Genomic DNA, 23,892 nt, shown 5'->3' on the forward strand with positions numbered 1-23,892 from the left:
TATACAAAAATATATTTTCAATCAAGTTGAGATTAGGACCCGGCGTCTTTGGGTGGGGCCCGGGTCTGCATCGAGGGTAAGGCACCGTCGCGGGGGATTGCCAAACTCTGCCACTGGGGTACAGTCATGGCGTTGATCCCCTGCTGGGCGGGGGTGCTGTACCCACCAGAACTGGTGGGTAGTTGAGTTGTGACATTGGGCGTTGGCATGCGATGAGACCTGTTGGTGTGAACCACCGGAAGTTACGCCAGGTCAGGGCCCTTCAAGCCAGAGGTACCTATGGACAAACACCAGTGTTTTATCGGCGTTGACATCGAAACGGGAGGCCTCCCGGGTGCCCAAAATGCTGATGACCCCAACATCCCGGTGGGCATGACGGGTCTTCAGCATTACCCGATCCTTGAGGTGGCCATTGTGTTGGTCGACAACAACATGAAGTTGTTGGATGAGGGGATCCGTGTGGTACTCGAACTGACCCCGGAGCAGGCAGATAAGAACCTGTCGCCCTGGAGCAAAGCGGAGTTTCAGGACACGCTCATCCCCGAGTGTCTGCTGAAGGGGCTGCCGCTGGCGGAGGCCGAGAAGGCGCTGCTGCAGTACCTCGACGGGCATGGCATCAAGCTTGGCAATGGGACGCGCTATACCCTGCTGGGCAACAGCGTGGAGTTCGATGCGGCGTTCATCGGGCACAAACTCCCGACCCTGGCGTCGCTGTTCAGCTACCGCTTGGTCAACGTTTCGACCATGAACGAGCTGTTTCTACGGTACCAACCGTCCGTGGCCAACAAGATCAAGAAGCGCCGGGCTCACACGGCGATGGCTGACATCCGAGAAACCGTGGCTGAGCTCGATGTGTATTTGAAGTTCCTGGGGGCGATTGAATAGCCCCGCGCCCTAGCAGTTGTGTGAATAGTCCCCGTGATAGGGATAAATATATTGTGGCCAAATTGCGATTGAACCATGCAAACGGTTGAACCGGTATCACTGGTCGGGTCAGGCACCGCGGGCTTTGCCAGGGATTGCCAAACGGCGTCATTGGGTTACAGTCAGGGGGTTGATGACCCCGCTGGGCGGGTTGATGTGGTGAGTTGTAGTGGGGGCCAGGATGGCGCGTAAGTGGTACTACAGTGTGAGTTTGAGCCGGCCAGAGCAGGTGGTCCGGCACCGGTTGATCGGGGTGGCGTTGCGCCGGGCACGGCACCGTGGCTTTGTGTTTGAACCTGAGCAGGGCACCGTGGTGCAGGTGGCGCCCTGTGGTCCTGGCGGGATGGTGGGCTACGATTTGGAAAAAAGTCCGGAGCGGTGTGTGCTGGAGGGCCCGGTAGTGCAGCAGGCCCTGACCACAGTGCGCAGCGTGATGGCGTCGCGCCAGGGGGTGGTATGCAGTTGAGTAACGATTACATCGGCGCGATCGAGTGTCCTGATGCCTGCCTATTTGCGGTTCGGATGACCGACGGCGGCTGGACCATCGCGGACGGGCCGGGTACCCACCTGGTGGACATGGCCAAGACGGATCTGGCGGGTTGGCATCTGCCGGTGCGGTTCCAGTACGCAGAGCAGGCGATGCTGGCTATCGACACAGGCCCAGGGGTGTGGTTCGACCACAGCTTGAAATCAGCCTGGGGGCAGCATGCGTTGGCATGCGGAGCGGACGTGGCACCGGAATACATGCTGGCGCCGGATGGGGAGATCCCGGGGGTGCCGCTGCAATGACCGAAGCGGAAGTGATCTGGATTGATATTGAGGCCAGTGGTCTGGAGATGGCGTCCTACCCAATTGAGGTGGGGTTTGCATCGAACACTGGCAGCCTGCGAGAGTCATTTCTCATTGACCCCGATACTGTGCCGCAGGGCGTTGATTGGACCTTTTGGAGTACCGCTGCCGAGGGGATCCACAAGATCCCCCGCGAGCAGTTGGCCGGCCAGCTCAGTGTTTATGAAGCCGCTGAGCGCCTGAACAGCCTGCTGCGTGGCTGCAGGGTGTTGTCTGATGCACAAGACTTTGACCGGCGCTGGCTGGACCGGTTACACGCAGCGGCCGGGGTGGATCCCACCTACGAGGTGATTGGCCTGTCCGGCTGGTGTCTGGAGAACCGACAGAATGCCTGGGCCTGGTGGCTGTTGCGGAAAGGCCGGGAGGTGCCGCACCGGGCCTTGCCCGATTGCGATCTAGCGTTGCAGTTAGGTCGTGAGTGTGAGTTCTGGGACTAGCGGTTTTGTGAACTGTTCACAAGCATCTTGAGAGGGGCCTTCGGGCCTCTCTTTTGTATCGGCGGATTGCCATGGCTAGGTGGTTGCCCTACCGTAGGGGGGTAATAAGGCGTTGGATATCAGAGGGTCAGCAACCGGTGGACGTTGAGCTAAAAGCGACAGGCTATTCTTCAATGCGGGTGGGGACCAGGACCTCGCTTGCCGTGGAGGAGGTGGAGCATCTGCTGAACACGGGGTGTTGTGTGGCCATTGGTTCCAGAGAGTGGGGCAAGGAGCTACGCTCGCACTACCTGTTCTATTCTGAGCCTGATCGGCAGTGTTTCGTTGCGGTTTGCCGCCTGCAGGGCGGGTCCAAAATGGGCGGTACCAGCAACGGCGCCATCGTTACCGTCCTGCCTTTGGATTACCACCAAAACTGTGCCTGGGGCGTGTCCATGGAGGCTCAGCGCCAGGCCAAAGAGCTGGTCATGGGGGCGGAGGATCCGGATGGGCCCAGTGTGGTGCTGGAGGCCGCCCTGAATGACCGGGAACAGATCCTGGCGTTGGGCCGATGGATGTTGCCGAACCTGCCCGCGGAGCAGGTGGACTCGCACCTACGTGGACTGGTGCAGCGGGAGGGCTTTGCCAGTGTGGCCACGGCTGCGTTGTTGGGTCGAGTGCCGGAGTTGGCAAGCTGCCCGGGGTCAAAGATCGACACCCTGCGATTACGTCACTTTCGCAAGGGGCGCCGCCAGCGGCATAGCCTGATCTGCGAGTTGGAATGCGCCCCGGTGGACGGCGGTTGGCGATTCGCGCTGCCGGAGCGGCCTAACTGGAGGAAGGGGCCGGGAGCGGCGTCTGTGCTGCCGGTTAAGGGAAATGCACTGCCCCAGGGCAATGCCACGGTCCAGTTGCAGGCGCTGTGCCAGTCATCCGAGGGTGGGTTGTTGTCTGCCGTGCTGTTGCACCGTTTTATGGCCCGGCTTTCTGGCGACGCCCTGGCCGTAGGTAAGGCGGATCTTGGTAATTTGGGTCAATGCCTGGCGGCCGATGGGGTGATGGCCGGTGTGCTGGAACGCCTTGAGGCGGTGGGCCGCCGGCAATCCATTGTCGGCTTTCGCGTGCTGGCCCGGGTCGTTGGGAGGAAGCGCAATTACGAGCTGCCAGTTACTCTGTGTGGCGCAGCGATGCTCAGACGGGTCAAGGGATACACCTGGGTGCCCCATGAATTGGGTACCGTGGCGCCGTATTACACGGTGGAGGCCGAGCTTGGCTTGAGGAACCAGGGGCTGGATACCCATCACCTGGCACAGATGTTGGTGAGCACCCGCCGTATTGAGCTGAATAAACTCAGTCGTAAAAGCCCGTTCGGGCCCGATCACCGGGCTGTGCTGATCTATCCGCGTGGTGTCCCCGGTGGGCTGGTCGCCGTGATCAAGAGGGACGTGAACCAGGTGGTGGGGTTAGTGGAGCTCTTTGCCTTGTCGCCGGGGGATCGGGACAAAATAAGCGCTGACCCGAAAGCCATGGCTGCGATCCGCCACCGCCACCTGGCCCTTCAGGGCGACGCGGATGTCGGCTTGCAGCTGGTGATTGACGGTGTGTTCCGTCAGGACAGGCGCCTTGATGAGCACCGGCACAGGCTGGTGGCCTGGCCCTGGCCAGGTCGGGATTACCGGGCGGAAGGCCTTTTGAGCGCTCTGGGTAGTCAGTTACAACATCCCGAACGGATTGCCGAGTTGGTGCGCCAGGTGAATCTGCCTGAAAAGCGTGGCCGGGGAGAATTACAGGACATCGAGGGCTATGTGAAGGGGCTGGGGTGCAGTTGGCCGGTACAGTTGACCGTTACGCTGGATGCCGGCGGCCAGTTGTCCTTACGGTGGCTCAATCAGGCACGGTGGTATGGCGATTTTGCACAGGAGTTGGCGGGGGCCATCGAGGGCAAGCTGATCGGAGGCCCCGGTTACGTTCGGCCACCAGCGTTGGATCCGTGCAGGATAGAAAGAGCGGACGCCATCGTGGCCAGCCAGAAGGCCGCTATTGCAACCCCTCAAGAGGAACGCAGTTGGGATCGGGTGACAAACGGGCTGGCTGCCGGTTTTAGCGCTTCGCTGCAATGCCAGACGGCAGATGGGGTGAGTTTTGAGGTGCAGTGTGATCGCAGCTGGCCTCTTCGATGCACCTTGGCATCGTCCCCCAAAGCCAGCTTGGAAGCCCTGGTGTCCGCCAGCGACTTCGCTCAAAGCGTCGCTGATGCGGCGCAGCGTGCCCAGCACGAACTTGGGGCCAGGATCACCGGTGTCCGGGTTGAACTGCATGGGAACAGACAGCATCCGTCTAACGGCGTGTTCGCGGACTTGGACGCCATTGCACTAGCCTCACCGCCGCAGGAGTGGGCTGGTTGCCTGAAGGTCCGGGTGCCGCGGGGGTTGCGGGCCCAGCTGGTGTTATCCGCCAGCAGTGAATTGCCGCTACCGATGCCGCCAGCAGGGGCAGAGTGCCGCCAGCGCTTTACCTTTGGGGTAGCCCTGGTGAAAGGCTGGGGCGGAAGCCGTCAGCGCCGTGCCGAGCAGGGTGTGGCCTCGTTGGCTGACTACGGGGATGGCGATCTGAAGGAGAGCATGACCAAGTTCTGCGACTCAGAGGCGTACCGGTCGGCAGTCGGTCGGTTGTTGAATGATCTGAGCCCAGCCGACATTGCGGCTATCCGCAGCTTGACCGTGTTTCTATATGAGCCGGGGGCTAACGGCAAGGCGGTAGGCAGGGCCAGGGTGTGGGCCAATTACTGCTTGCCAGTTGGCCAGGACCCTCATGTTCGCCTGGAGATAGTCAACTAGCGCAAAGAACGACCAGGATTTTTCATTGTGGTTTGTCAGCAGTTATTTGTTGGCCTTCACCATTAGCAGGCTTTCATAGTTTGAATAGCCGGCATAACTGTGGGGTCTGAAATGTCCGGCTGATTCGAAGCCCATTTTCTCGTGGAGGCGAATTGACGGGCTGTTGGTTATCGGTTTTACAACGATGAATGAGTAGAGTGTAAACCCTTTAAACAACTGAGACACCTCATTCATAATCAAGGAGCCGATACCATGTTTGCCGTACTCTTTCCTTACTGCAATTTTTTCAATGCACCGATATTTACGGGTTTGAAAATTTTCATATTGAATCTGGTTGTCCCAGTGGATTGAACGTACTACTGCTTTTTCTATAGCCCCTGAAATCTGCACGAAACCGATGATGTCGCTCTGGTTTACCTCAGCGACGAAGTAAGTGGCATTGCCAAGCCTAAGTGCCTTCTTCAAGGTGTGGGTTGCCAAGGGTTTGACCAAGAAGCCGGTGTCTCTGTCACCTTTCATATGGCTGTTGTTTATTTCAACAATGGCAGCGGCGTCTTTAGCGGAGGCTTCTCTTAATCTGACCTTCAATTCTTATAGACCTTATTATTGAACTCTTACAATGACAACCTCAAAAATCCTGTTAATGCCTCAAGGTATTATTTTTAGGCTTATTTAATGGAGGAGGTTGGTGGAGATAAAGTGTCCAACGGTTTGCCAATGGGGTTTTGGGGTCTTCTCCAGCTCTGTAAAAATAATATAACTGTTCCATTGGCCTGAGTGTTCAGGTTGAGGTGTACTCTTTAGCATTAGGCTACAGCAGTAGGGCTGCGGGGTATGTCAGAGTGTCAGGAGATAGGCGCAGGCTGGGGCGCAATATTTAAGAATAAAGCGCCTCGATGGGCAGGCGTTGGTGGGGGTCATGGTCCTCAAGGCCGACCAAAGGCGGAGGACTAGGGTTTAGTCCACGTTATTGTCTTCCGACAGCCGTTCAGACGGTGCGCAGTAGCGGCAAAGGATCTCCGCTGGAAAAGCCGTGCTCTCGGGGGCCCAGTGGGTAACATCACGGTCGATGTCACCACACTCGCCGCCGAACCAGGTATCGCCTTCGTAGACGCCGAAGTGCATGCCGATTTCAGCGCAGAAGTAGAACACTCTCTGGCCGGGGCGGGGTTGCTGGTCGCAGTAGCGGATCAACTGGCTTAAATCGGGATCCGGGCGCTTTCGGGTGCTTGGGATGGCCATAACAATGTCTACTCCGTGACGGGGCCAGGCCCTTGGCTTGGGTGACCCTCTGATATATAATAATATACTCAACGTTGGCTGGTCTTGCCGGCCAGGCTAACCATTGTAAATCAGGGAAGAGCCGATATGAAACTCAATGATGATGCCCGTGAGGTGCAGGGAGCGACAGTACCAGAGACCTGCAGTTATGAGGCCTGCTCTAATCCGGCGGATTGCTATGACGACATGGACAACCCGATGTGTCAGCGCTGCTATGAGTTGGATCAGGAGGGGCGGTTAGGCTGCGCTGTTTGATCTTCACACCAAAGGGACTAAGCCCTGTAATTAACACGGGCCGATAACCACCCCCGTATACTGAAGACCGGTACCCAGGGACAACCTGGGGCCGGTTTTTGCGTAGTGGAGTGTGGTGGCGTGACCGACGTGAGTAAGAAAGCGTTGTTGGCGATGGTAGTATCGGTGTTGCTGTGGATGGCGTATCCGGTCGTCAGCAACGCCTTGGTGGGGCTGAGCAGTCCGCTGGCGGTGCTGGTGATGGTGCATGGCATCGCCTTGGTGGGGTCGGGTTTGCTGCTTTGTGCGGTGGCGTGGCGTCGGGGTCCGGTTCGAGATCTGGGTAGGGTCCTGTTGGCGCCAGGAAACCTCGCTCTGGTACTGGCCACCGGCTGTGCGGTCATGCTTAACCATGGCTTTCTATACTGGGCTTTGTCCTTGTCAGAGGATTGGGATGTGCTGGCGGTCATGGTGTTTGAGCTGTGGCCGATGATGTTCTTTTTGGTCGACACCTTGGTGCGCCGGCGCCAAAAGATCACCCCGGGCGAGGGGTACGCTGTGGTGCTGATCACCTTCGGTTTTGTTGCTGGCTATGCCTGGCTGTGGTGGGATGGCGGTGCCCGAGTCAATGCCGGGGCCTTTCAGGTTGGGGCGTTGGCGTTCGTTGGTGCGGTGTGCATGGCGTTGACTTCTCTGGGCCGTGTGATGCTGGTGCAGCGGATAAGTACCCAGCTTGACGGGGGTAACCAAACACTGACCGCTTGCGTCACTGTGGAGTTTGCATTGCGGATGGCCGCCTTGCCGGTGCTGGTGGTGCTGGGCTTCTCCGAGTTAGAAGGCTTGGGCGATATCGATACCGGCGCTGTGTACCTCGCCTTGTTCGCGGGGTTAATGATGATCGCCGTTGGTAGTATGCTGTGCGACTTCGCCTTGGTGCAATCTCGCAGCAGCATGTTGGCCCTGCTTTGGTACTGCGTGCCGGTGGGCGCGGTGATCCTGCTGTCGTTGTCCCGCGGGGTGTGGCCCAGCTGGCAGGAGTGGGTCGCCCTGCTGGCTCTGGTTGCAGTGAACCTGGTGATTGCGCTGCCGTCGGCGGGAAGGGGTAAGCCTTGACGGTGCGTGCCCGCCAGCAGCGACTGGGGGCCGGTGGGCGTGGTGCAGCAACTCCTGACGGTGTAGCATCAGATACTTATGACATCGGCACAAGCCGGAACTGATGAGCGGGAATACGATATGGCAGTAGGGGTAAAGCCTGAGGTGGTCGAGGCCATCGATAAGGTTTTGATGGAAGACTGGGACCCCATCGGGATAGGGCACCTGCCCAGGGCGGAGGGGGAGTACCGCAGCTATGCCGTGGAGCTGGCCGATATGCTGCAGGCCGGCGTTAGCAAGGCCGAGGTGGTCGCGTACCTCGTTCGCGTTTGCCAGGATATGTTTGGTCTGAAAACGGATTTTGACTACCGCGAGTACGTCGAGCACGTTGCGGTGCTGATCTTGGAGGCCGGCGCCCAGGCGCAAGGCGAGCGGCCATAGGCCGTTGTCACAGGCCGGCCGGATGTAAATAAGGGCCCCCTTGCGCTGTCCGCGCCAGGGGGCCTGGTTTCATTCACACAGCCAGTGTTTCACTTCGGCGATGGTTTCGGCCCCTCGGTTGCCCATCGGGTCCTCAAGCCAAGCTCTGTGGCCGTTCTTGTCCAGAATATCTAAGCGCCGGTACGCGACGCTTTTGCGCTGCGGGGTCACTTCGGGGTGCCCGCGGGGCTTGTTGGGTGTGCACAGGTACCATTGTGCTTGGCTCATTCAGTGGGCAGGCTCCTTTTGGGGCCCAGGGACTATCCCTGGGCTGGATGATGTCAGGCCGCATCAGCCGAGGTGGTGCGGGTAGGTCAGATAGCAGCGGAACAGCCGTTCGCGTTCTTTGCTGATTACTCGGGCCAGCGCTTGCTGGATCTCACCATCGGGATCGTCCTGATAGTCGGTGGTGCGTTTGCTGGCCTTGGTAACCGCCAGCCAGGCTGCTTGGTTGCACACAGCATGGAGTACGGCCTCGGCAGTCTTTTCATGGCAAAGCGCGCTGATCTGCTGCAGGCTGAGGCCGGTACTGTCCAGCACGTCCAACGCCTGGGTGCTGTGATGATCAACCGCGTGCTGGGTCAACCAGAGGCCGAGCCAGTTACTCTCGGTGCCCTCGAAATAGATCTGCTCCAGCACGGGCCCGTCGTAGAGTCCCGGGGTATAACTGAACAGGTTGAATTCACCCTGGGTCGGTTGGTACTCAAAGGCATGTGCAATCAGAGGGGGGAGAGTGCTCCAGTGGCCAAGGTACTCCAGGGCGCGGCGTTCGCTGGCTTTGATGGACACCACGGTGTCCTCTTCGGTCATCGACTGGAACATGGGTTGGCACAGCTCGTCGAAGCCCTGCCGGTGGGCACTGGGCAGCTTGGCAAAGAGGGCCAGTGCCTTGTTGAAGGCGCTGTCGCTGGTCGGCCGGCAGATAAACACATTAAATTCCAACCCACCCTGGCTGCATTTGGGCTGGTAATCAGACAACTCATCCTGCAGCGCGGTAAGCAACTGCTCGACGGCCTCCGCGTAGGCTTTGCCGGTGATCGCCAATGCACCCTTATGCGCAACGGCGAAACTGATCTGCCATTGAGCGCCGCCAGATTGCTCGCCCTCGGCAAGGCGGGATAGGCGGTTGTGGTGGTGGCAGATGTGCAGCCACAGATCGCTACACTCCGGCAGTGATTCCCGGTGCTTGGCATTGCAGTGGTAGCCAGCCTGGGCGGCCAGTTGATCGCGGCTTTGATTAAGGGTCGGCTTGCCATTGCTGTGCAGGGCGTTCATGCCGGCGGTGACCTGGCGGTAGTGTTCCTGAGAAATGAAGTGCATCGCGCTTATCCTTGTGCGGTCGGGTTTCCAGTTGCCCCATAACCAGAATGCGACCGGGTTAAATCGATCCACATTCCAAGTCCTAAATTTAAATGCAGGGCTTTTTTGCCGATTGGGGCGGCAGGCTGCTTAGGCCCGTCTTTCACCATAGTGAGGACGTGTTTGAATATACATATTTATATCGGCCAGGTCAAGGGGTTGCCTATTTGCAAAGCTGGTTGACTGGTTCAGCGCCATTGGCCGCTGTGGTACCATCAAAGAATAAAGAAGTGTTAATTGTGAGCGTGGGATGGCGAAGTACCGGGAAGTGTTGGCGCGAGATGTTCGAGGGGGCTGGCGAAACGAGGGTCGTCGTGCTTTGGCGCGGTTGGACGAAGGTCTGCCAAAATATGCTGCTGAAGGTGAATTACTGAAGTCGAGGTATGTCGAGCTCAATAAGGATGTGGGTAACGTAGTTGAAGGTGTCTTTAGCCAGTTCAAGGAGCAATTGCTGGAACAGTTCCGGAACAATGGTTGGGAAAATAGAACCGCAGTAGAAACCAGCTTAAACTCTGCCCTGCCTTCCGGAAAGGCGCAGTTAAAAAAGTTTCTCCGCGACAGTGCAAAGCTTGACCTCGGCACCGAAACCGAACTCACCAGGACCTTGGTTATAGAGGCCCGTCAGTGTGCCGAGGAGTTGATAGCCCTGGATGTTGAGGTAAAGGGTTATGACGGTCTTGTGGTGACCCAAGGTCAGAAGCGTGATGCGGTGGTAAAGCGCCAGGCGGCTGAGAAAGAAGAGGCCCGACGGGTCGGCCACAAAGACGTGAAATATGCCGTGAAGTTTGCTGAGGAGTTGGTGGAGCAGTCCAGAGAAGGGATCATCCAGGAGATGGCCCGGCGGACTGAGCGTCATCAAGAGGCGATGATTGCGGCCATCAAGGACGCTGACTATGTCTGGCAGTCTTATGCTCCGCGGAAGCGTGACAAGGCTTTGCCTTACCACCAGTTTGGTGGCTCCGACCTGGTAACGGTGGCGGATACTGAGTATGACCCAGAGCGGGGATGTGAGGTGTTCGTGATTAAGCCTAAGGCGGAGCGGGATAGGGTTATAAAAGAGAGGGCCGAGACTGCCTACCAGTATCTTAAAGACGAATTTGTGGGTAAGTTGAGCAAAAAAATTGGCGGGATCTTGGTGGCGCGCGGGGATTTGAAAGAGGGCGGGCTATCGTCGCCGCCTTTGAGGGTTTCCAGTAATATTGAGGCGCTGGTCACCGCGGAGTTTGAAGACGGGGGCCGCTTTAATGTCCGTGCCCAGTCGGTGACTGTATACAAACATAATATTAAAAACGGCTTTTGCGAGCAGTATCGGTTTAGCTTTCACGATTGCTATTTTGGCGATGGCAGGAAGTTGCCATACCCGGACCTTGATAGGGTAAGCATTCATTTCGCCGGGATTAAGCCTAAGCGGGAAGTGGGTCCGTCGCGCTGACCTGGCAAAACTACACAGGCCGCCTGAGGGCGGCTTTGTTATATCTGGGGCCTGGCTTAAGGGGGAGTGAACAATGCTCCCTCATGGGCGCTTTGGCGTCGGAATGAGTGGTCTGCAGATGGGCACAATCCCCAAGCAGGCGGGCCCTACGGGAATGTTTCTCATCAGCCATTGTTGCAGCGGGAGCGTCCAGCTAACCCAGAATTCGGCATTTAATGCTGTATAGGGCGGCATGCAGGGGGTGGCCAGTAGGGCATAGCGAAGCGCCCATAATATACTTGAGTATACTAACGGACATGGTGCCCTGGAAGGGTGGTTAGAGCTGCTGGCGGGACCGCCAGCACTAGGGACAGAACATTGGAGGTTTTATGGGTGCGTATTGGGGATCTCGTTTCTTTGCGGTCACGGCCAGAGACGAAACCAGCTTGGCTGAGGCACACGTGTCTCAAGTGGACTACAAGCCGGCGGCTATCGGGGAGGGCGTCGAGCTGAGCCCGCGAGATAGCATGGAGGGTTACCAGCATTACGCCACTGAGTCAGAGGCTCGCCTGGCCGTAAAGAAGCACGTCCTGGACCTGGTGGGGCCGGCCATTCGAGAGCTGTCCTGGGCCATTGATGATTTGTGGCTGCAGCGAGAGCATGGCAAGTTGCAGGGTAAGGGCGCTGAGGGGAAGGCATTTACTAAGCAGATCCGAGCGTTAGAGGCCCAAAAGCAGGCACTCCAGCACCATTGTCGTCGTCAAATCGAGTGTCGCTAAGGAGGGGGCATGCTGGAAATCGAAAAGCTAATGGGGGCACGGTTGTTTATCCCTGAGCAGGTGAAGCAGGCGTTCATCCATGGCAAGGGTGACGCCGGAGTTGGCATTGCCTCCCAGACCGCGACCTTGGATGCCGAAGCGCACGGGTCGTAGGTGCCGCTGGAGGGCCTGGAGCAGGCTGAGCGCAGTGACTCGCTAGCAGAGCTGAGAGAAAGCCTCACGGACGCGTTCAGCTCGCTGTGGGATACCAAGGTCACCGTGCTGTTTGACTTCGGGGAGGCAGCTCAGGCGGGGCTGGAGGCGGCGGCCGGTGATAAGCCCTGATGTAGCTTCTTCCAGAAAGTGATTTGCAGATAGGGCGCCTTACGGCGTCCTTTTTTGGTAACGGTGGGGTGGTTGTGGCAGATACAACAATACCGCCCAAGGGCGGTATGCTGCGGCCTACTCTTCGCAGACCCGTGGTCCCAATCGACCTAACACCATCGTAGCATGACCAGGTTCAAACTCGGAGCGAAGGGCTGCCGTATTGCTGGCGGCGGAACCCACTCTGAATGTGCTTGCTGGGGTGGCCAGATGCCGTGCTCAAGTTCATTGTGCCGGGTGGGCCAACAGCTGTCTTGGGCACTTAAGAGCATGCAGGTTCCGCAGTACGCGTTTACCGGTAAGTCAGTGGTGGGGGTAGCGGGGGAACGCTTGTAAGTCGCTGGGATCCTGCGTGGTTACGACCTTGGCATCAGAAAGGTCAGCAGGAGCAGGCCCAACAATGTATGGGGGTACGCAGATCAGTTCTTGCGCGGCCATGTGCGTCAGTGCGGATTTAGGTGGGTTACGAGAGTCAATGCCGATGGCTTGGTAGAACTGACCGTCATGCTTGGGGGTGGGCAAAAGCACAATCACCCGGCTGCCAGCTGGTGTGGTGCGGCACAACTGGCGTAATCGCTTAACTGCTTTTGCGCTGTTGTTGGGTAACTCGACAATCTGAACATGATGATCGGTTAGCCAGGGTGCGATGAGTGATTGGAGCTGAGTGATCTTCACCTGGGCGAACTGATTCTTTCTGGTCTGGATTTCTTGTTTTGTGCCGCTGGTCCAGTTGAGCGCGAAGCGGCCTTGTTCGTTTGTGATGACCCAGAACGGAACGATGTTGACTCTGTCCGCTCCTGGCACTTCGACGCCGCAATTGATAATGGTCTGTGGTACGAACATGGTGCTTGTCTCTGAACAGTTTTCGGCAAGGGTACGCCATAGCGCTGGCAGATGCCATGGCGTATCTGGGGAATTCAGGGGCGAGTGTGCTTTTTCTGCTGGTTCCGAAGTTTGGTGATCCGGGTGGCGATGATCACCAGTTCCTTGGGGTGGGCTTCAACGTTTTCCTGGGCCTGTTCAAGCTCCTCTGTAAGCGTTGGGCAAACACTGCCCTGTTCCTCTTTCATCGCTTGGGTTTCGGCCTTCCAATACTCCACATCACCTTGCAAGTCAGGCAGCAAGTCTTTGTGCTCTTTTTTGAGATAAAGAAGGGCCTGCAGCGGGGTGGTGAAGAGGCCGTGGGGAAGGTGATCAGCATTCTCGGAAAATTCCTTGCGGCAAAGATCGGGAATGCTCGATTTCCAGGGCTTAAGGCCACGTTTGGCGGCTTTGCTGTCGTAGGTCAGGTCGTGCTTGAGCACCAGGTACGCTTTCCGGGCCCGTTGGTTGGCGTAGCTGCTGGGTAAGTGGTTCTTAGCCCAGCCATTGGCACGCGTATTGGGCACCCGCAGGGTGCGGATGTGCCACTCTTCAATCTCCAACTCTGTCTTGCCGTCGGTGGTGAAGATGTTGGCAGAGTAGAACACCTGGCCCACCTTCAGGCACTTGGGTACCGGGCTGCTGGAAGCTTTCTTTTTTGCGGTCATGGTCCTCTCCTTGAGGAAGTCGGCGCCTTGGCGGCGCCGACCATAGGTTTACACAGCGCCTGAGCTCAGCTCGCTGAAGGCCCCCAGGGGCAGTTCCCAGTCCTGGCCTTGGTCCAGGAACAGCGGCAGGGTGTAGTCAGTGGCCACGGCCTGGGCAACCAGTTCCGGCGGCAGATTGTCGATGGGCTTAACACCAGCGGCACGCTCTACCACGGTCTTGCCGTTGCGGTGGATGGAGACACCAAACTGCTTTTCGTACTCAGCGATGGCCTGCATCCGCTCTGGCCAGTAATGGCCGATGGTGGCCCAGATGCGGTCGTGGTTGAAGATGCAGGCCATGCACGAGCTGCGGCCAAAGCCCAGGCGGTAGGGCAGCGGGGCAATCAGCTTGTGCTTGGCCAGGATGTCCCAGACTTGCTGCTCAGAGAAGTGCAGCACCGGGCGCCAGTGGTCAATGAAGCGCGGGGTGCGCGGGTTTTTGCCCCGGGCAGTATCATTGAAGTGCGGCTCCAGCTGGTTGTACTTGGAGCGGCCAGGGGATTCCTGGCGGCGCTCACCGGTGATGAACAGAACGCGCTGACCGATGAAGCGGTCTTGCGAGGTGAAGGCGCGTCGAGCCGGATCGATTTTCAGGGCACCTGAGCAGTAACGGGTGCGGATGTCTGCGGACTGCTGGGGGAACATCATCCGGGTGTTCGGCTTGGAGCGGCTGCGGTCCAGGGTCAGGGTGCCAGTCGGGGTCTGGATCTTGTGCGGGTGGGGGATGGAATCTTTTTTCAGCATCTCGCCCTTGAACCCGTGCATTAACCAGCTGTAGTACAGCGGGATCCCCATGGACTCACAGACCTTCTCCAGGAAGCTTTCGATGTGGGGCCAGTCGGCAAAGTAGCCGGGGGTTTCGCGGCCATCCACCAGGTGGTGCCAGCACTCGATTTTGCTGGTGGGCACGCCCATCTCCAGCAGGCGGAACAGGCAGGCGAAGGAGTCTTTGCCGCTCATGCAGACGATAAAGAGATCGTAGTCCAACTCGATGTCTTCGGCCTCGAAGTACACGTTGGGGGTGGCCGGTGCCTGGGCGATGATGTCGCCTTGGAACAGGTCAAGCTGGTTGCCAAGGCCGGTAATGATGCGGTCGTCCATAGCGTCGGTGCGGGCGGTGTTGCTATCCATGTGGGTCACTCCATGTGAAAAATCATGTCTCACTCAACAGTTAGTAATATACATAAATATATTTAACGATGCAAGTTTGAGGTCGGTTCATTTGGTAGAAAATGGTCTGGGAGATGGCGGCACGCTGGCGTATACTGCAAAGCGCTGCAGCGTGACCGAGACCGTGATGCACACTGGCCTGGGCAACAGCAGAATCGGGCCTCTGGCGCTATGAGTGGGGCGGTTGTGCTGACGGTTCAGCCTGGCTGAATGCATAGGCTTGGTGTTGTGTAGTGGGTGATATTGAGGTCTGGTTGATCAGGCCTTTTGGTTGAGTTGATTGTGGGGTGTACCGGTGCGGTTATCGACATTAATGAAGAGGCTAGGGGTGTTTCGCGAGCGGTGGTGTCCCAGGCACGTGGATGTGATGCTGCGGGCCATCGGCGGGGCCACCGCCCCGGTGACCCGAGCAGTGAAGGCGGTGATGTGTGAGGGGCTCAGTGAGCGCCGCGCCGCCAGCCGGCACGGGGTTGGCGGGTTGCAGTTGCGGCACTGCCTGGCCCGGGTGCGCCGCCAGCACCAGCTGTGTGCACGTCTGGTAGAAGGCGGACGCGCCCCAGGTTGGTCGGAGCGGGTTGAGAGAGCGGCTGCACGGCGGTGGTAAAATTAGGGTATCGCCAACCGGCGTTTTGCCTATAGGAAAAAATCCCGTATGTCTGCGAAAAGTCTTATCGAACGCGTCAAGCCGGCCCTGGGGCAGATGGGAGGGGCCGGCATACCTCCTGGTGGGCGCTACACGGCCGTTGTTGAGGTCATTAGCCAACTGGAGTCGACGGTATATGCGCACCCAGGTGTCAACATTACCCGGGAGCGGTTGATCGAAAACCTTGGGACGCTGGTCAGCATGCACCAGAGTGCCAGTGGCGTATCGGAATCCATCGATGAACAGCGCCACCGGGACGAAATGGCGCTGCGGGAAAGAGACTATGAGGACGATCTCAACTGCCACGCTCACAAGGCAATGGCCTGGTTGGGTTACGATGATTGTCATAGTGAGGTGGTGAGGTTGGCCGATGCCTTGGGGGAGGCAATCGACCATGGCCTGCATGATACCCCGGGGGTGGCGCCAGCCACATTCAAAAGCGCCGTGCAGTTTCTTAAGGATGTCAGCAAATGGCAGGGCCGGGTGAAAGAAAGGCTGGGCGAGAGCGCGCCTGAGGGATTTTTGATGGAGCGGGCGGAAGCGGAGAAATTCATCTCGGAGGCTTGCGGATTACTGGGTGCGATTAAAAATGCCCCGTTGGTCGATGCTCAGTACAGCAGCCGTCTCGAAGACCTCGCCTACTTCATTGACTGTACAGGTCTCCAGCTTGACCAGGGCTTGGACGGGGCTGAGGGGGCCTGCGTTGCAGAGAGGCGCGAGGTTCTTGTTGAACTGGACAAAGATATAACGTGGGGCATCGCGCGTTGTCAGAAATATCTTAAGGAAGTCACGCCAGAGTCGGAGCCTGGCCTTAGCCGGAATTAACCCGGGCGGGACCCTAGTAAAAGAAAACCGGGCTACCTGAATCAGGTAGCCCGGTTTCGTTATCATCCCTGGTGTTGAGTCAGGGCGTTGCCAGTGCCGTCAGTGGGTCTGAACAGCGGCTTGCTCGTCGTCCTCCCCGGCTTTGGGCAGCATCGCGTCGCGGATCTGGCTTTCCAGTTGAGTGGCCAACTCCGGCTTTTCACGCAGGGTGCGGCAGGCGTTTCCTTTGCCCTGGCCAATTTTTTCGCCGGCGTAGCTGTACCAGGCCCCGGCTTTGTCGACCAGATCGAGTTTGACCCCCAGGTCGACCAGTTCGCCTTCGAAGTTGGTGCCTTCGCCATACAGGATCTGGAACTCGGCCTGCTTGAACGGCGGTGCGACCTTGTTCTTGACCACTTTCACCCGGGTCTCGTTGCCAATCACATTGTCCCCATCTTTGATGGCGCCGATGCGACGGATATCAAGGCGTACCGAGGCGTAGAACTTCAGCGCGTTACCGCCGGTGGTGGTTTCCGGGCTGCCAAACATCACACCAATTTTGTGGCGGATCTGGTTGGTGAAGATCACCATGCAGTTGGAGTTCTTGATACCGGCGGTGAGTTTTCGAAGCGCCTGGCTCATCATCCGGGCCTGCAGGCCTACGTGAGCATCGCCCATCTCGCCTTCGATTTCGGCCTTGGGGGTCAGCGCAGCTACTGAGTCGATGACCAGGATATCGACGGCACCGGAGCGCACCAGGGTATCGGTGATCTCCAGAGCCTGTTCGCCGGTGTCGGGTTGGGAAATGAGCAGGTCGTCAACGTCGACGCCCAGCTTGGCGGCGTAGATGGGATCCAGCGCATGCTCAGCGTCGACAAAAGCACAGGTCTTGCCCTGCTTTTGGGCTTCGGCGACCACTTGAAGAGTCAGGGTGGTCTTGCCGGAGGACTCCGGGCCGAAGATCTCGACCACGCGGCCGTAGGGCAAGCCACCGACCCCAAGGGCCACGTCCAGCCCCAGGCTGCCGGTGCCGACGGTGTCGATGTTCAGGGTCTTGGCGTCGCCCATACGCATGATGCTGCCACGCCCGAAATTTCTCTCAATCTCCCCCAGCGCATGCGCCAGGGCCTTTTGACGGTTATTGCTTTCCATGGGAAATCCTTATCTTCAGTGGGTACGCAATTAATATACTATCGTATACCTTCAAGGTCAATAATTAATCATTGCTCGGTTGTTGATTGTCGCCAGGTTAAGTAGTGTGGGTGGCAGGAAAACTCCGAGGGTAGTTGGTTATGCAGCAGGCAAGGGCACTCAACAAGTGCGAGATCCGTATCATGCAGATGATGTACGATCGCCGTGCTGATGGGCTACCGGACTTTGATGGGAATAGTCAGGTGGACACCCTAAACCGATTACTTGAGAGGGGGTTGGTATCTCCCCTGGGTGACGGGACCTACTACCTCAGTGATGGGGGTCTGGTGGCGTTGTTGGGCTTCTATCGTGATACCTACAACCTGGGCACAGGTGACGAAAAGTTGTTCTGGGACTCGGGCAATCGAGTTTGGGTGGTTCGGCCGGTTGGCGGGCTCTGGGAGGTTGAGCATGTGGAGGGCCCCTCTGAGGGTTAGAGGATTCAGTGCACGGCAGGGTCTTTGGTGGACAGCATCGGCTAGGAAAGCCGGATTGCTAAGGTGCCGCTAGGCTTGGGTTGATCGTGATGTTCCATAGGGATAAGTTGTAATCAGGGTGAGGACGCGAACGGCTGCGCGCTCACCGACGGCTATAAACGCCTTAGCCGCCGCGGCCCCGGGTACTCGTACTTGGGGCCGTATTACTTTCTCCAGAGGCTAACCCAGTTCGGTTTATTTATAACACCCATAACGTGTTAATTTTTCAATTATTTTGATTAGTTGTTTACACTGATTTCCCCTTCTGATACTCCTTAGCGCCACAGTGAATTTTTAAGGGGTTAGCTGGGTTATGAAAGAGGAATTAGTTGGTGTTTACGCGTTTCGTCGCAATAACTTGATTAAACTCCGTGATGAGCGATTTGCGGGTTCACAAAGAAAGCTTGCTGAAGCGCTCGGGATAAAACCACAGAATATTAGCTGTTATTGCCGGGGGGTGAAGCCTATGGGGCCTCGCCGTGCTCGGGAGATAGAAAAGACCTTTAATCTCGGTACGGGGGAGATGGATCGTGAAGTAACTGTAGTGGATCGCCAGCAAAGCGAGTTGCCTGTCATGGCAGCCAGTGAGGCTCTGGATTGGCTCGGGTGTGACCACGGCAATTGTGTTCCGGAAAGCACGAACAGGGCGCCGGCGGTAGGGGAGCATCTACCGGGGTCGTTTTATCTGGTGTTGGAGGATGATGTGGATAGTCAGCTGGCTCGCAGTGGTGACTGGTTGCTGATGACCGCCGGCGAACCGAAAAATTGCAGTAGCAAGATGCTGGTATACGCAGCAGTTGAGGGTTACAGGCCGATGTTGTGTTGGTACCGCCGCCAGCTGGATAAGGTCGATCTGTGGAACGACAGCTTCAAGAAAAGCTTTGATGCTCGACAAGTAGGGGTGCGGGTAGTTGCTTACGGGACGACAACCATTAGGCCACACCGCACTATGGGTTTTGCGGTGCGGCCTGGGCAATAGCTATCAGTGCTTGCGAGCCGGGGCAGGCAAGCACAGGGTCTTTGGATGCTGGTTGATAGCAGGAAGGACATGGCGTTTATTCAGCGAGATCTTAAACTGGCTCCAGCCGAACGGAGTCGCGTAGACCACGGTGACAAGGCCTGTGCCCGTTGCGGGTAGTTCCGCGAGGCATTTGATATACCGTTCACGCAGTGACTCAATCGGTAACAAATATCGGGGGTCGCGGAGCCAATGGGCCAGGCAAAGTACTCTGGTGCCGTCGAGGTTACAGAGTTTGGCAAACTCAGGGGTATTTTGAGATGGGTTAAAGGTCTGGGTTTTCTCGCCGACACCCAGGGATACCTCCACAAAGGTTTTACGACGGTTGAGGGCAAGATCAACTCTGCCTTTGGTCTGATTAGTGCGGCTTCTAACTGGCACTTCACTCTCAACGTAGTATCCCTCCTGTGCTAAGCGAGACACGATCCCACGCACAAAGGGTGCCTCTCGTCTTTGGTGTTTTTTGGTGGGAACCATGGAGTGTTCTGATGCGCGCATCAGCTCTTCACTGATGAGCCTATTCAGCGTTCCGATTTGGCAGTGTCTGGAGTTTTGGTTGTTATTACGAGTAAGGGTCATAGTGAAGGCCTCAAAATGTTGATGGAGTACTGAGGCTAGGCGAGGAAAAATATAATGCAAGGCTGTCCGGTGAAGAAAAAATAAATTTCTCTTGCCGTTGTTCTTTATTGGTGACCCCGTGGCTGATGTGGGCATCGCCTTTTAATATAAAAATGACGGGTTAAATTGTAAATAATTGATAATTTAAAGATGAGCAAATGCAGCAACTTAAAAATAAAAGAATTGTTGAGATAATTTAAAATTCAACAATTCTTATATGAAAAAACTGAGTTTATCGCCCAAGCTCGGCCTGGGCTTGTCTGGCCTTCTTGCCCTTCTTGATTAGGAACTCTGGATTCGGGGTGTCCTCTGGTACCTCTTCAAAGTCCTTGCAGCGGTTGATCGCCGTAAATTTGGTGCCCTTGTACTCCTTGTGATGTGCAAGGGTGCCGGTCAGATGGTAGTGCTTGCCGACCTCAAGATCTGGTGCGCTGCTTGGGGTGGTGAGCCATTCGAACGTCCTGCCTCCGCTGTCTCGGAAGGTCAATCGGAGCTTGTCCCCGTCATGAAAGTTGTGAAGACGTGATTTGGTAAGTTTAAGCGCCAATCGCCCGCGCTGTTTCAGTTCGCCGTAGTGCTCGTTGAGCAAGGTGGCCGCGTCTAAGGCTTGCTCCTTTTGCTTCTCCATGTCCCGCTGGTAGCAGCTGGGCAGTGACGCCAGCAGGCCGACCTGGAAGTTGTGGTTGCGGTCATTGAGGTCGATGGCCGCCACGCTCGCTAGCGAGCGAGCATTGGCAACGAAGTTGTTGGTGCTGTCGGAGCTGCGGTAATGGGCAATCACCGCTTCCGCGTTGCTCAGATGCGGGTGCGCCTCGCCCCGGTGATGGGCTTGCATTAATTCAGCCACCGGCTTGCTGGGACTTTGGATTTCGTTAAGGACTGCCAGCTTGGTGGGCGTCCGAGAGGCAGATTTGTGGAAGCCGTTGCGCTCGGTTTCCAGTGAGGCAATGGCCAGCAGCAGTTTGGTGTCGACGTAGCGAGCCGCCCGCTGGGTGGGCTCGTAGCCGGGATCGTCCATCTTGGACAAGTCCAGGAACAAGGCCTGAGTGTCCGCCATCAGCGCCAGTTTGTTCAGTGAGCCCGGAGCGATGAAGTCGTCCACGCAGGTCGAACCGATCTGTTTGGCTTCGCCGGAGTTGATGTCCTGCAAAAGGTAGGTGGTCTTGCGGTTGCGCAGGGTGGAGCAGTGCTCGCAGTTGGGCTTTTGCTGGTGCAGATCCAGTCCGAGTTGCTCAAGCCGCTCTTCGCCTTGGGTGCCAAAGGGCTTAACCAGGTTAACGGGTTGGCCTTCCGGGTCCTTTTCGTGCTCAATCTTGGCCAGGGCCAGCCATTGTTGGTTGTCTTGGCCTGAGAGTTGCGGCCATTCGCCTTCCAGTGTGGCCCGGCGTTTGCGGATCTGAATGACCTGCTCGTGGTAAGGCTCGCCAGGTTCTATCTTGGTGAACTGGGTCACGTCCTCCAGCCTCTCCTCGTCGGAGACGGTGAGCACCGGTGGCTGTAGCCCCAATTTACGTGCGCGCTTGGCCAGTTGATTTATCTTCGTCATGAGCCAGCTGAGCATGTCGGTGTCTACCCAAAATGTCCTGCGTTCCATTCCCCGGGCCTCTTAGAAGGGTCTCCTTCCATTTTACCGCCGCTGGGAGTGGGGCTGGTGGAACCGGCGACGGTCGAGTGGGGCACGGCGTGGCGACGGGGGTGCTGCGGTACGGTCAGATGGGATGGTGCTGACGAATGAGGGCAAAGCGTGGCTTGCCGATAAGTCGGCCCAAGCTGGTCCGCCAGTTGGCGGCATAGTGATCCTGGGCTTCACGGGTAAGCAGTTCGATGCTGTGATCGCTTAACAGCGCCAGCACCTCATCATCTGTGCCAAGCCGAGCCAGGGTAAGGACCATCCGTTTCGGCTCTAGCCTGGCGGCGCGCAGCAGCAACGCGTCAAAATCAAGATTGCGGCAGTACAATGCCCGGCTGGTGTCGCTGGGCTGGAACTGCATCCCGATGGCAAAGTCGGCGATGGAGGTGGCACGGATCCGCAAGATGTCGGTGATGATCTGCAACTCTGTACGAGTGTCGAAGTAGCGCGCCGGTCGCAGGTGCCCTTGCTGTTCGTGGATCAACTCAAGCACCAGGCTGAGTGTGATCCTGTGGTGAGTAAGGACCTGATCGACCTCGTAGACGCTCAACTGGAGGTGTTGTGCCAGGCCGCCGCGGGTGTGGATGTCTTGGCCCGCCATGTAGTCGGCGAGGCCCTGATCCCCCTGTTGTAGGGCGTAGGCCAGGGCGAGTGGAAGACCAAAGCTTGGCCCAAGCGCAGCGGAAATCGCTTTCTTCACCTGCTGCCATTGCACGCGGTGAAGACGCAGAGCGTGACGTACGGTGCGTTCCGGCACCTGGAGATGTTCAGCGAGTGCTTCAATGGTGCGGATCCCATGCTCGACGCAGAAGGCTTTAAGTTCCACTTCTGAGCCCAGTGCCTGGTGAACAGGCTGTGCTGGCGCAGAGGCGGTAAGGGTCTGGGTCGGGTCGGTGGTGGTGGGGTTGCGCTTTTCAAGGTGTTCAAGGATCTGATGCCAGTCCATGCCCAGGTTGAGCAGTGCCGAGCGAAGGTGGGCCGTGGTTAGGCCAAGGTGCCGGGCGGCGCCTGAGAGGCTGTGGAGGTTGTTGGCCTCCAGGTAGCGGCAGAACGCCATGTCGGTTGTGAGCGCCTGGTAGCGCAGTTTGTCGCTGGCAATCTGCCCGGGTCGTTTGGCCACACGCTCTTCCTTGATCGTGGTGTATCTGGAAAAGCTACCGAAAACCCAACCCCTTAGCAACAAGGCGTCAGGGGTCGGGTGCTAGGGGGCTCGGGGGGAAGTATGGAGATCAGCGCATGGTGCCCAGTCGCAGCTTTCCGGAGGGTTGGTAAGCCTGTAAGGTCGCAAAGTTCACCTGGGCATGGACCTGCTGGGCGTGGCGATTGTGTGCCTGTAACTCGGAGGTGTCGATGACCAGCAGCAGGGTGGAGCAGCGGCGGGCTACCTCTTTGTCCATCTTGGTAAACGGCTCGTGCTGGCAGGCACTGGCAAAGCGTTGATGGGCGGAGAGCCAGGTGAGCATCATCAGGTGGCGCTCGGAGTTGATCTGCTGATCAAGGTCGGTGGCGTGACGGTAGTAGTCGTCAGTCCCCGGCTGGCTGCGTTCAGTGAGCCGAGCCGTCGACAGCAGTTGGCGGAAGTAGCGGCGGTGGCCGGCCGGGTACAGCAGGTAATCAAACGCCTGCTCCGGCAGTGCCAGCAGCTCTTCAGCTGATTGCGCGTTGGGTTTGGCGGCGTGGGACCAGGGTGACAGTGTAGTGCAGCCAGTAATGGCAAAAGAGGACAGCAGCAGGGCTGCCAGGGCGAGCTTTTTCATATCGACGTCATTATCCGTGGATCAGGACTCAGGATTTTTCAACGTGTGACACGATACACGAACAGGCCTTGGGGCTTCAAGGTGGGGCATTGGAGTGAGTGCCGAGTTGGTATCGCAGGTATTAATTATGGGGTTTTAATGTTTTGCAGTGCATTGCTGTGGCAAGGTAGTCATTGAACGACATTTGTGAGGAATGGGCTTGCACTGCACCTCAGAAAGCCCTACGGTGAGCGGCAACGTTATGCTGTAGTGAAATTTTTTATGCACCCTTACCTTGCGAGTTTGCTGGAAGGTAACATTCCTGAGGCGGCCCCCGTTGAGTTCCAAAAGCCGCCAAGCTTCCCTGACTACGCCAAGTCGATGGGGTATAGCTACGATCAAATCGCCGATCCGGCGATGGCCGATGAGATGCTGTCGTTGCGGTTGGAGTTCCAGAAGATCGAGTTCGATCATGCGCTCAACAGTGGCTACGCATTCGAACTTAAGCAATCCGCTGCCACTCTGGGTGCTTATTCCACGGTGACTAAGCCGCTGTGTGCCCAAGTGGCCGCTAGGTTACAGGGCAAGCGTGTGTTGGAGATCGGTGCCGGTCGGGGGTTTATGGCTAAGGGTCTGGCGGAGTGTGGCATCGAGGTGACGGCCACCGACTCGCAATTGTGGGACAGTATGCCCGCCATCTATGACGTAAAGCAGATGGGGATGGAAGAGGCGGTGAAAGCGCATGGCCCCAGTCATGATGTACTGATGGTGATCTGGCCTTTTCGCCGTTCGCCACTAAAAGCGGTATTCCGGGCCTGGCATGCGCTGAAAGGTGAGAAGGCCTTTGTGGTTTACTGTGGCGAGGATGGCGGTGGGGCAACCGCCGGCTATGCCGCATTGTCGCTGTTGGAGCCCGTTGAGTCGTTGCTCGGTTGGATTGATTACCCGACATCCCCCTACCTGAAAGATGATATCGGCGGTTACAGAGTGGTGATCTAATCTCCGTGGCGCCG

General features: G+C 57.5%; 29 protein-coding genes. 17 read left to right on the plus strand and 12 right to left on the minus strand.

Going from position 1 to position 23,892, the window contains the following annotated elements:
* The first annotated feature begins 279 nt into the window (after nt 1-279).
* The 5 genes from orn (at nt 280) to BUC04_RS08915 (ending at nt 5,026) form a co-directional block, all read left to right on the plus strand.
* Nucleotides 280-885: an oligoribonuclease gene (gene orn, locus BUC04_RS08900; protein WP_067655629.1), complete on the plus strand. Its 606-nt coding sequence runs from the start codon at nt 280-282 to the stop codon at nt 883-885.
* A gap of 220 nt (nt 886-1,105) precedes the next feature.
* Nucleotides 1,106-1,390, plus strand: coding sequence for a hypothetical protein (locus BUC04_RS23445; RefSeq protein ID WP_143165623.1), 285 nt, complete (start codon nt 1,106-1,108; stop codon nt 1,388-1,390).
* Nucleotides 1,381-1,713 (plus strand): hypothetical protein, encoded by a 333-nt coding sequence (locus BUC04_RS08905; protein WP_067655623.1) that lies wholly within the window; start codon nt 1,381-1,383, stop codon nt 1,711-1,713. The genes BUC04_RS23445 and BUC04_RS08905 overlap by 10 nt, the downstream gene beginning before the upstream one ends.
* A complete protein-coding gene (locus BUC04_RS08910; RefSeq protein WP_067655620.1) occupies nt 1,710-2,210 on the plus strand; it encodes a 3'-5' exonuclease family protein in 501 nt (166 codons plus the stop codon). The genes BUC04_RS08905 and BUC04_RS08910 overlap by 4 nt, the downstream gene beginning before the upstream one ends.
* A gap of 356 nt (nt 2,211-2,566) precedes the next feature.
* On the plus strand, nt 2,567-5,026 hold the full coding sequence (locus BUC04_RS08915) for a hypothetical protein (protein WP_143165624.1): 2,460 nt from the start codon (nt 2,567-2,569) through the stop codon (nt 5,024-5,026).
* Nucleotides 5,027-5,068: 42 nt separating this feature from the next.
* Here the strand turns inward: BUC04_RS08915 and BUC04_RS08920 are convergent, their stop codons facing one another.
* Together BUC04_RS08920 and BUC04_RS08925 are read right to left on the minus strand one after the other, a co-directional pair.
* Nucleotides 5,069-5,614, minus strand: coding sequence for a GNAT family N-acetyltransferase (locus tag BUC04_RS08920; RefSeq protein ID WP_067655614.1), 546 nt, complete (start codon nt 5,612-5,614; stop codon nt 5,069-5,071).
* Nucleotides 5,615-5,983: 369 nt separating this feature from the next.
* Nucleotides 5,984-6,268, minus strand: coding sequence for a hypothetical protein (locus tag BUC04_RS08925; RefSeq protein ID WP_067655611.1), 285 nt, complete (start codon nt 6,266-6,268; stop codon nt 5,984-5,986).
* Nucleotides 6,269-6,394: 126 nt separating this feature from the next.
* On the opposite strand from BUC04_RS08925, the gene BUC04_RS23905 reads away from it, so the two are divergent.
* The 3 genes from BUC04_RS23905 to BUC04_RS08935 all read left to right on the plus strand — a co-directional run bounded on the left by BUC04_RS23905 (nt 6,395) and on the right by BUC04_RS08935 (nt 8,074).
* Nucleotides 6,395-6,562 (plus strand): hypothetical protein, encoded by a 168-nt coding sequence (locus BUC04_RS23905; protein ID WP_156479968.1) that lies wholly within the window; start codon nt 6,395-6,397, stop codon nt 6,560-6,562.
* A gap of 120 nt (nt 6,563-6,682) precedes the next feature.
* Nucleotides 6,683-7,654 (plus strand): hypothetical protein, encoded by a 972-nt coding sequence (locus tag BUC04_RS08930; RefSeq protein ID WP_143165625.1) that lies wholly within the window; start codon nt 6,683-6,685, stop codon nt 7,652-7,654.
* Nucleotides 7,655-7,774: 120 nt separating this feature from the next.
* Nucleotides 7,775-8,074, plus strand: coding sequence for a hypothetical protein (locus BUC04_RS08935; protein WP_067655605.1), 300 nt, complete (start codon nt 7,775-7,777; stop codon nt 8,072-8,074).
* A gap of 69 nt (nt 8,075-8,143) precedes the next feature.
* Here BUC04_RS08935 and BUC04_RS08940 read toward each other — a convergent pair whose 3' ends face one another.
* Nucleotides 8,144-8,341: a hypothetical protein gene (locus BUC04_RS08940; RefSeq protein WP_067655602.1), complete on the minus strand. Its 198-nt coding sequence runs from the start codon at nt 8,339-8,341 to the stop codon at nt 8,144-8,146.
* A gap of 63 nt (nt 8,342-8,404) precedes the next feature.
* A complete protein-coding gene (locus BUC04_RS08945) occupies nt 8,405-9,433 on the minus strand; it encodes a hypothetical protein (protein WP_067655600.1) in 1,029 nt (342 codons plus the stop codon).
* Between the two features lie 289 nt (nt 9,434-9,722).
* On the opposite strand from BUC04_RS08945, the gene BUC04_RS08950 reads away from it, so the two are divergent.
* The 4 genes from BUC04_RS08950 (at nt 9,723) to BUC04_RS23915 (ending at nt 11,986) form a co-directional block, all read left to right on the plus strand.
* Entirely contained in the window at nt 9,723-10,904 is a 1,182-nt protein-coding gene (locus BUC04_RS08950; protein WP_067655597.1) for a hypothetical protein, read from the plus strand.
* A gap of 425 nt (nt 10,905-11,329) precedes the next feature.
* Complete coding sequence (locus tag BUC04_RS08955; protein WP_143165626.1) at nt 11,330-11,662, plus strand: hypothetical protein; 333 nt, start codon at nt 11,330-11,332, stop codon at nt 11,660-11,662.
* 9 nt (nt 11,663-11,671) lie between these two features.
* Nucleotides 11,672-11,815 (plus strand): hypothetical protein, encoded by a 144-nt coding sequence (locus BUC04_RS23910; protein ID WP_156479964.1) that lies wholly within the window; start codon nt 11,672-11,674, stop codon nt 11,813-11,815.
* Complete coding sequence (locus tag BUC04_RS23915; RefSeq protein ID WP_156479962.1) at nt 11,816-11,986, plus strand: hypothetical protein; 171 nt, start codon at nt 11,816-11,818, stop codon at nt 11,984-11,986.
* 342 nt (nt 11,987-12,328) lie between these two features.
* Here the strand turns inward: BUC04_RS23915 and BUC04_RS08960 are convergent, their stop codons facing one another.
* The 3 genes from BUC04_RS08960 to BUC04_RS08970 form a co-directional block, all read right to left on the minus strand.
* Nucleotides 12,329-12,868, minus strand: coding sequence for a hypothetical protein (locus tag BUC04_RS08960; RefSeq protein WP_067655592.1), 540 nt, complete (start codon nt 12,866-12,868; stop codon nt 12,329-12,331).
* A gap of 74 nt (nt 12,869-12,942) precedes the next feature.
* Nucleotides 12,943-13,554, minus strand: a complete 612-nt coding sequence (locus BUC04_RS08965) for a hypothetical protein (protein WP_067655589.1) — start codon at nt 13,552-13,554, stop codon at nt 12,943-12,945.
* A gap of 48 nt (nt 13,555-13,602) precedes the next feature.
* Entirely contained in the window at nt 13,603-14,724 is a 1,122-nt protein-coding gene (locus tag BUC04_RS08970; RefSeq protein WP_067655586.1) for a phosphoadenosine phosphosulfate reductase domain-containing protein, read from the minus strand.
* 352 nt (nt 14,725-15,076) lie between these two features.
* Between BUC04_RS08970 and BUC04_RS23630 the strand changes: the two genes are divergently transcribed.
* Both BUC04_RS23630 and BUC04_RS08975 read left to right on the plus strand, forming a co-directional pair.
* Nucleotides 15,077-15,367 carry a hypothetical protein gene (locus tag BUC04_RS23630; protein ID WP_143165627.1) on the plus strand — a complete coding sequence of 97 codons (291 nt, stop codon included), beginning with the start codon at nt 15,077-15,079 and terminating at the stop codon, nt 15,365-15,367.
* A 48-nt stretch (nt 15,368-15,415) separates the two neighbouring features.
* Nucleotides 15,416-16,231 carry a hypothetical protein gene (locus BUC04_RS08975; protein ID WP_067655583.1) on the plus strand — a complete coding sequence of 272 codons (816 nt, stop codon included), beginning with the start codon at nt 15,416-15,418 and terminating at the stop codon, nt 16,229-16,231.
* A 99-nt stretch (nt 16,232-16,330) separates the two neighbouring features.
* Here BUC04_RS08975 and recA read toward each other — a convergent pair whose 3' ends face one another.
* Nucleotides 16,331-17,362 (minus strand): recombinase RecA, encoded by a 1,032-nt coding sequence (gene recA / locus BUC04_RS08980; RefSeq protein ID WP_067655580.1) that lies wholly within the window; start codon nt 17,360-17,362, stop codon nt 16,331-16,333.
* A gap of 140 nt (nt 17,363-17,502) precedes the next feature.
* Here recA and BUC04_RS08985 point away from each other — a divergent pair, with 140 nt between their 5' ends.
* Both BUC04_RS08985 and BUC04_RS08990 read left to right on the plus strand, forming a co-directional pair.
* Nucleotides 17,503-17,838: a hypothetical protein gene (locus BUC04_RS08985; protein WP_067655577.1), complete on the plus strand. Its 336-nt coding sequence runs from the start codon at nt 17,503-17,505 to the stop codon at nt 17,836-17,838.
* A gap of 352 nt (nt 17,839-18,190) precedes the next feature.
* The gene (locus tag BUC04_RS08990) at nt 18,191-18,856 is read left to right on the plus strand and encodes a helix-turn-helix domain-containing protein (protein WP_067655574.1); all 666 of its coding nucleotides are present in this window, start codon (nt 18,191-18,193) and stop codon (nt 18,854-18,856) included.
* Nucleotides 18,857-18,859: 3 nt separating this feature from the next.
* On the opposite strand, the gene BUC04_RS23635 is transcribed toward BUC04_RS08990, so the two are convergent.
* The 4 genes from BUC04_RS23635 to BUC04_RS09010 all read right to left on the minus strand — a co-directional run bounded on the left by BUC04_RS23635 (nt 18,860) and on the right by BUC04_RS09010 (nt 22,900).
* Nucleotides 18,860-19,474, minus strand: coding sequence for a hypothetical protein (locus tag BUC04_RS23635; protein ID WP_143165628.1), 615 nt, complete (start codon nt 19,472-19,474; stop codon nt 18,860-18,862).
* A gap of 271 nt (nt 19,475-19,745) precedes the next feature.
* Nucleotides 19,746-21,107, minus strand: coding sequence for a hypothetical protein (locus BUC04_RS09000; RefSeq protein WP_143165629.1), 1,362 nt, complete (start codon nt 21,105-21,107; stop codon nt 19,746-19,748).
* A gap of 115 nt (nt 21,108-21,222) precedes the next feature.
* Nucleotides 21,223-22,263: a hypothetical protein gene (locus tag BUC04_RS09005; protein ID WP_067655565.1), complete on the minus strand. Its 1,041-nt coding sequence runs from the start codon at nt 22,261-22,263 to the stop codon at nt 21,223-21,225.
* Nucleotides 22,264-22,372: 109 nt separating this feature from the next.
* Nucleotides 22,373-22,900 carry a hypothetical protein gene (locus BUC04_RS09010; protein ID WP_067655562.1) on the minus strand — a complete coding sequence of 176 codons (528 nt, stop codon included), beginning with the start codon at nt 22,898-22,900 and terminating at the stop codon, nt 22,373-22,375.
* Nucleotides 22,901-23,161: 261 nt separating this feature from the next.
* Here BUC04_RS09010 and BUC04_RS09015 point away from each other — a divergent pair, with 261 nt between their 5' ends.
* Nucleotides 23,162-23,878, plus strand: coding sequence for a class I SAM-dependent methyltransferase (locus BUC04_RS09015; protein ID WP_067655559.1), 717 nt, complete (start codon nt 23,162-23,164; stop codon nt 23,876-23,878).
* The last annotated feature ends 14 nt before the right edge of the window (nt 23,879-23,892 follow it).

It is taken from the genome of Ferrimonas marina (assembly GCF_900129905.1).
In the GTDB taxonomy this organism is placed as follows: domain Bacteria; phylum Pseudomonadota; class Gammaproteobacteria; order Enterobacterales; family Shewanellaceae; genus Ferrimonas; species Ferrimonas marina.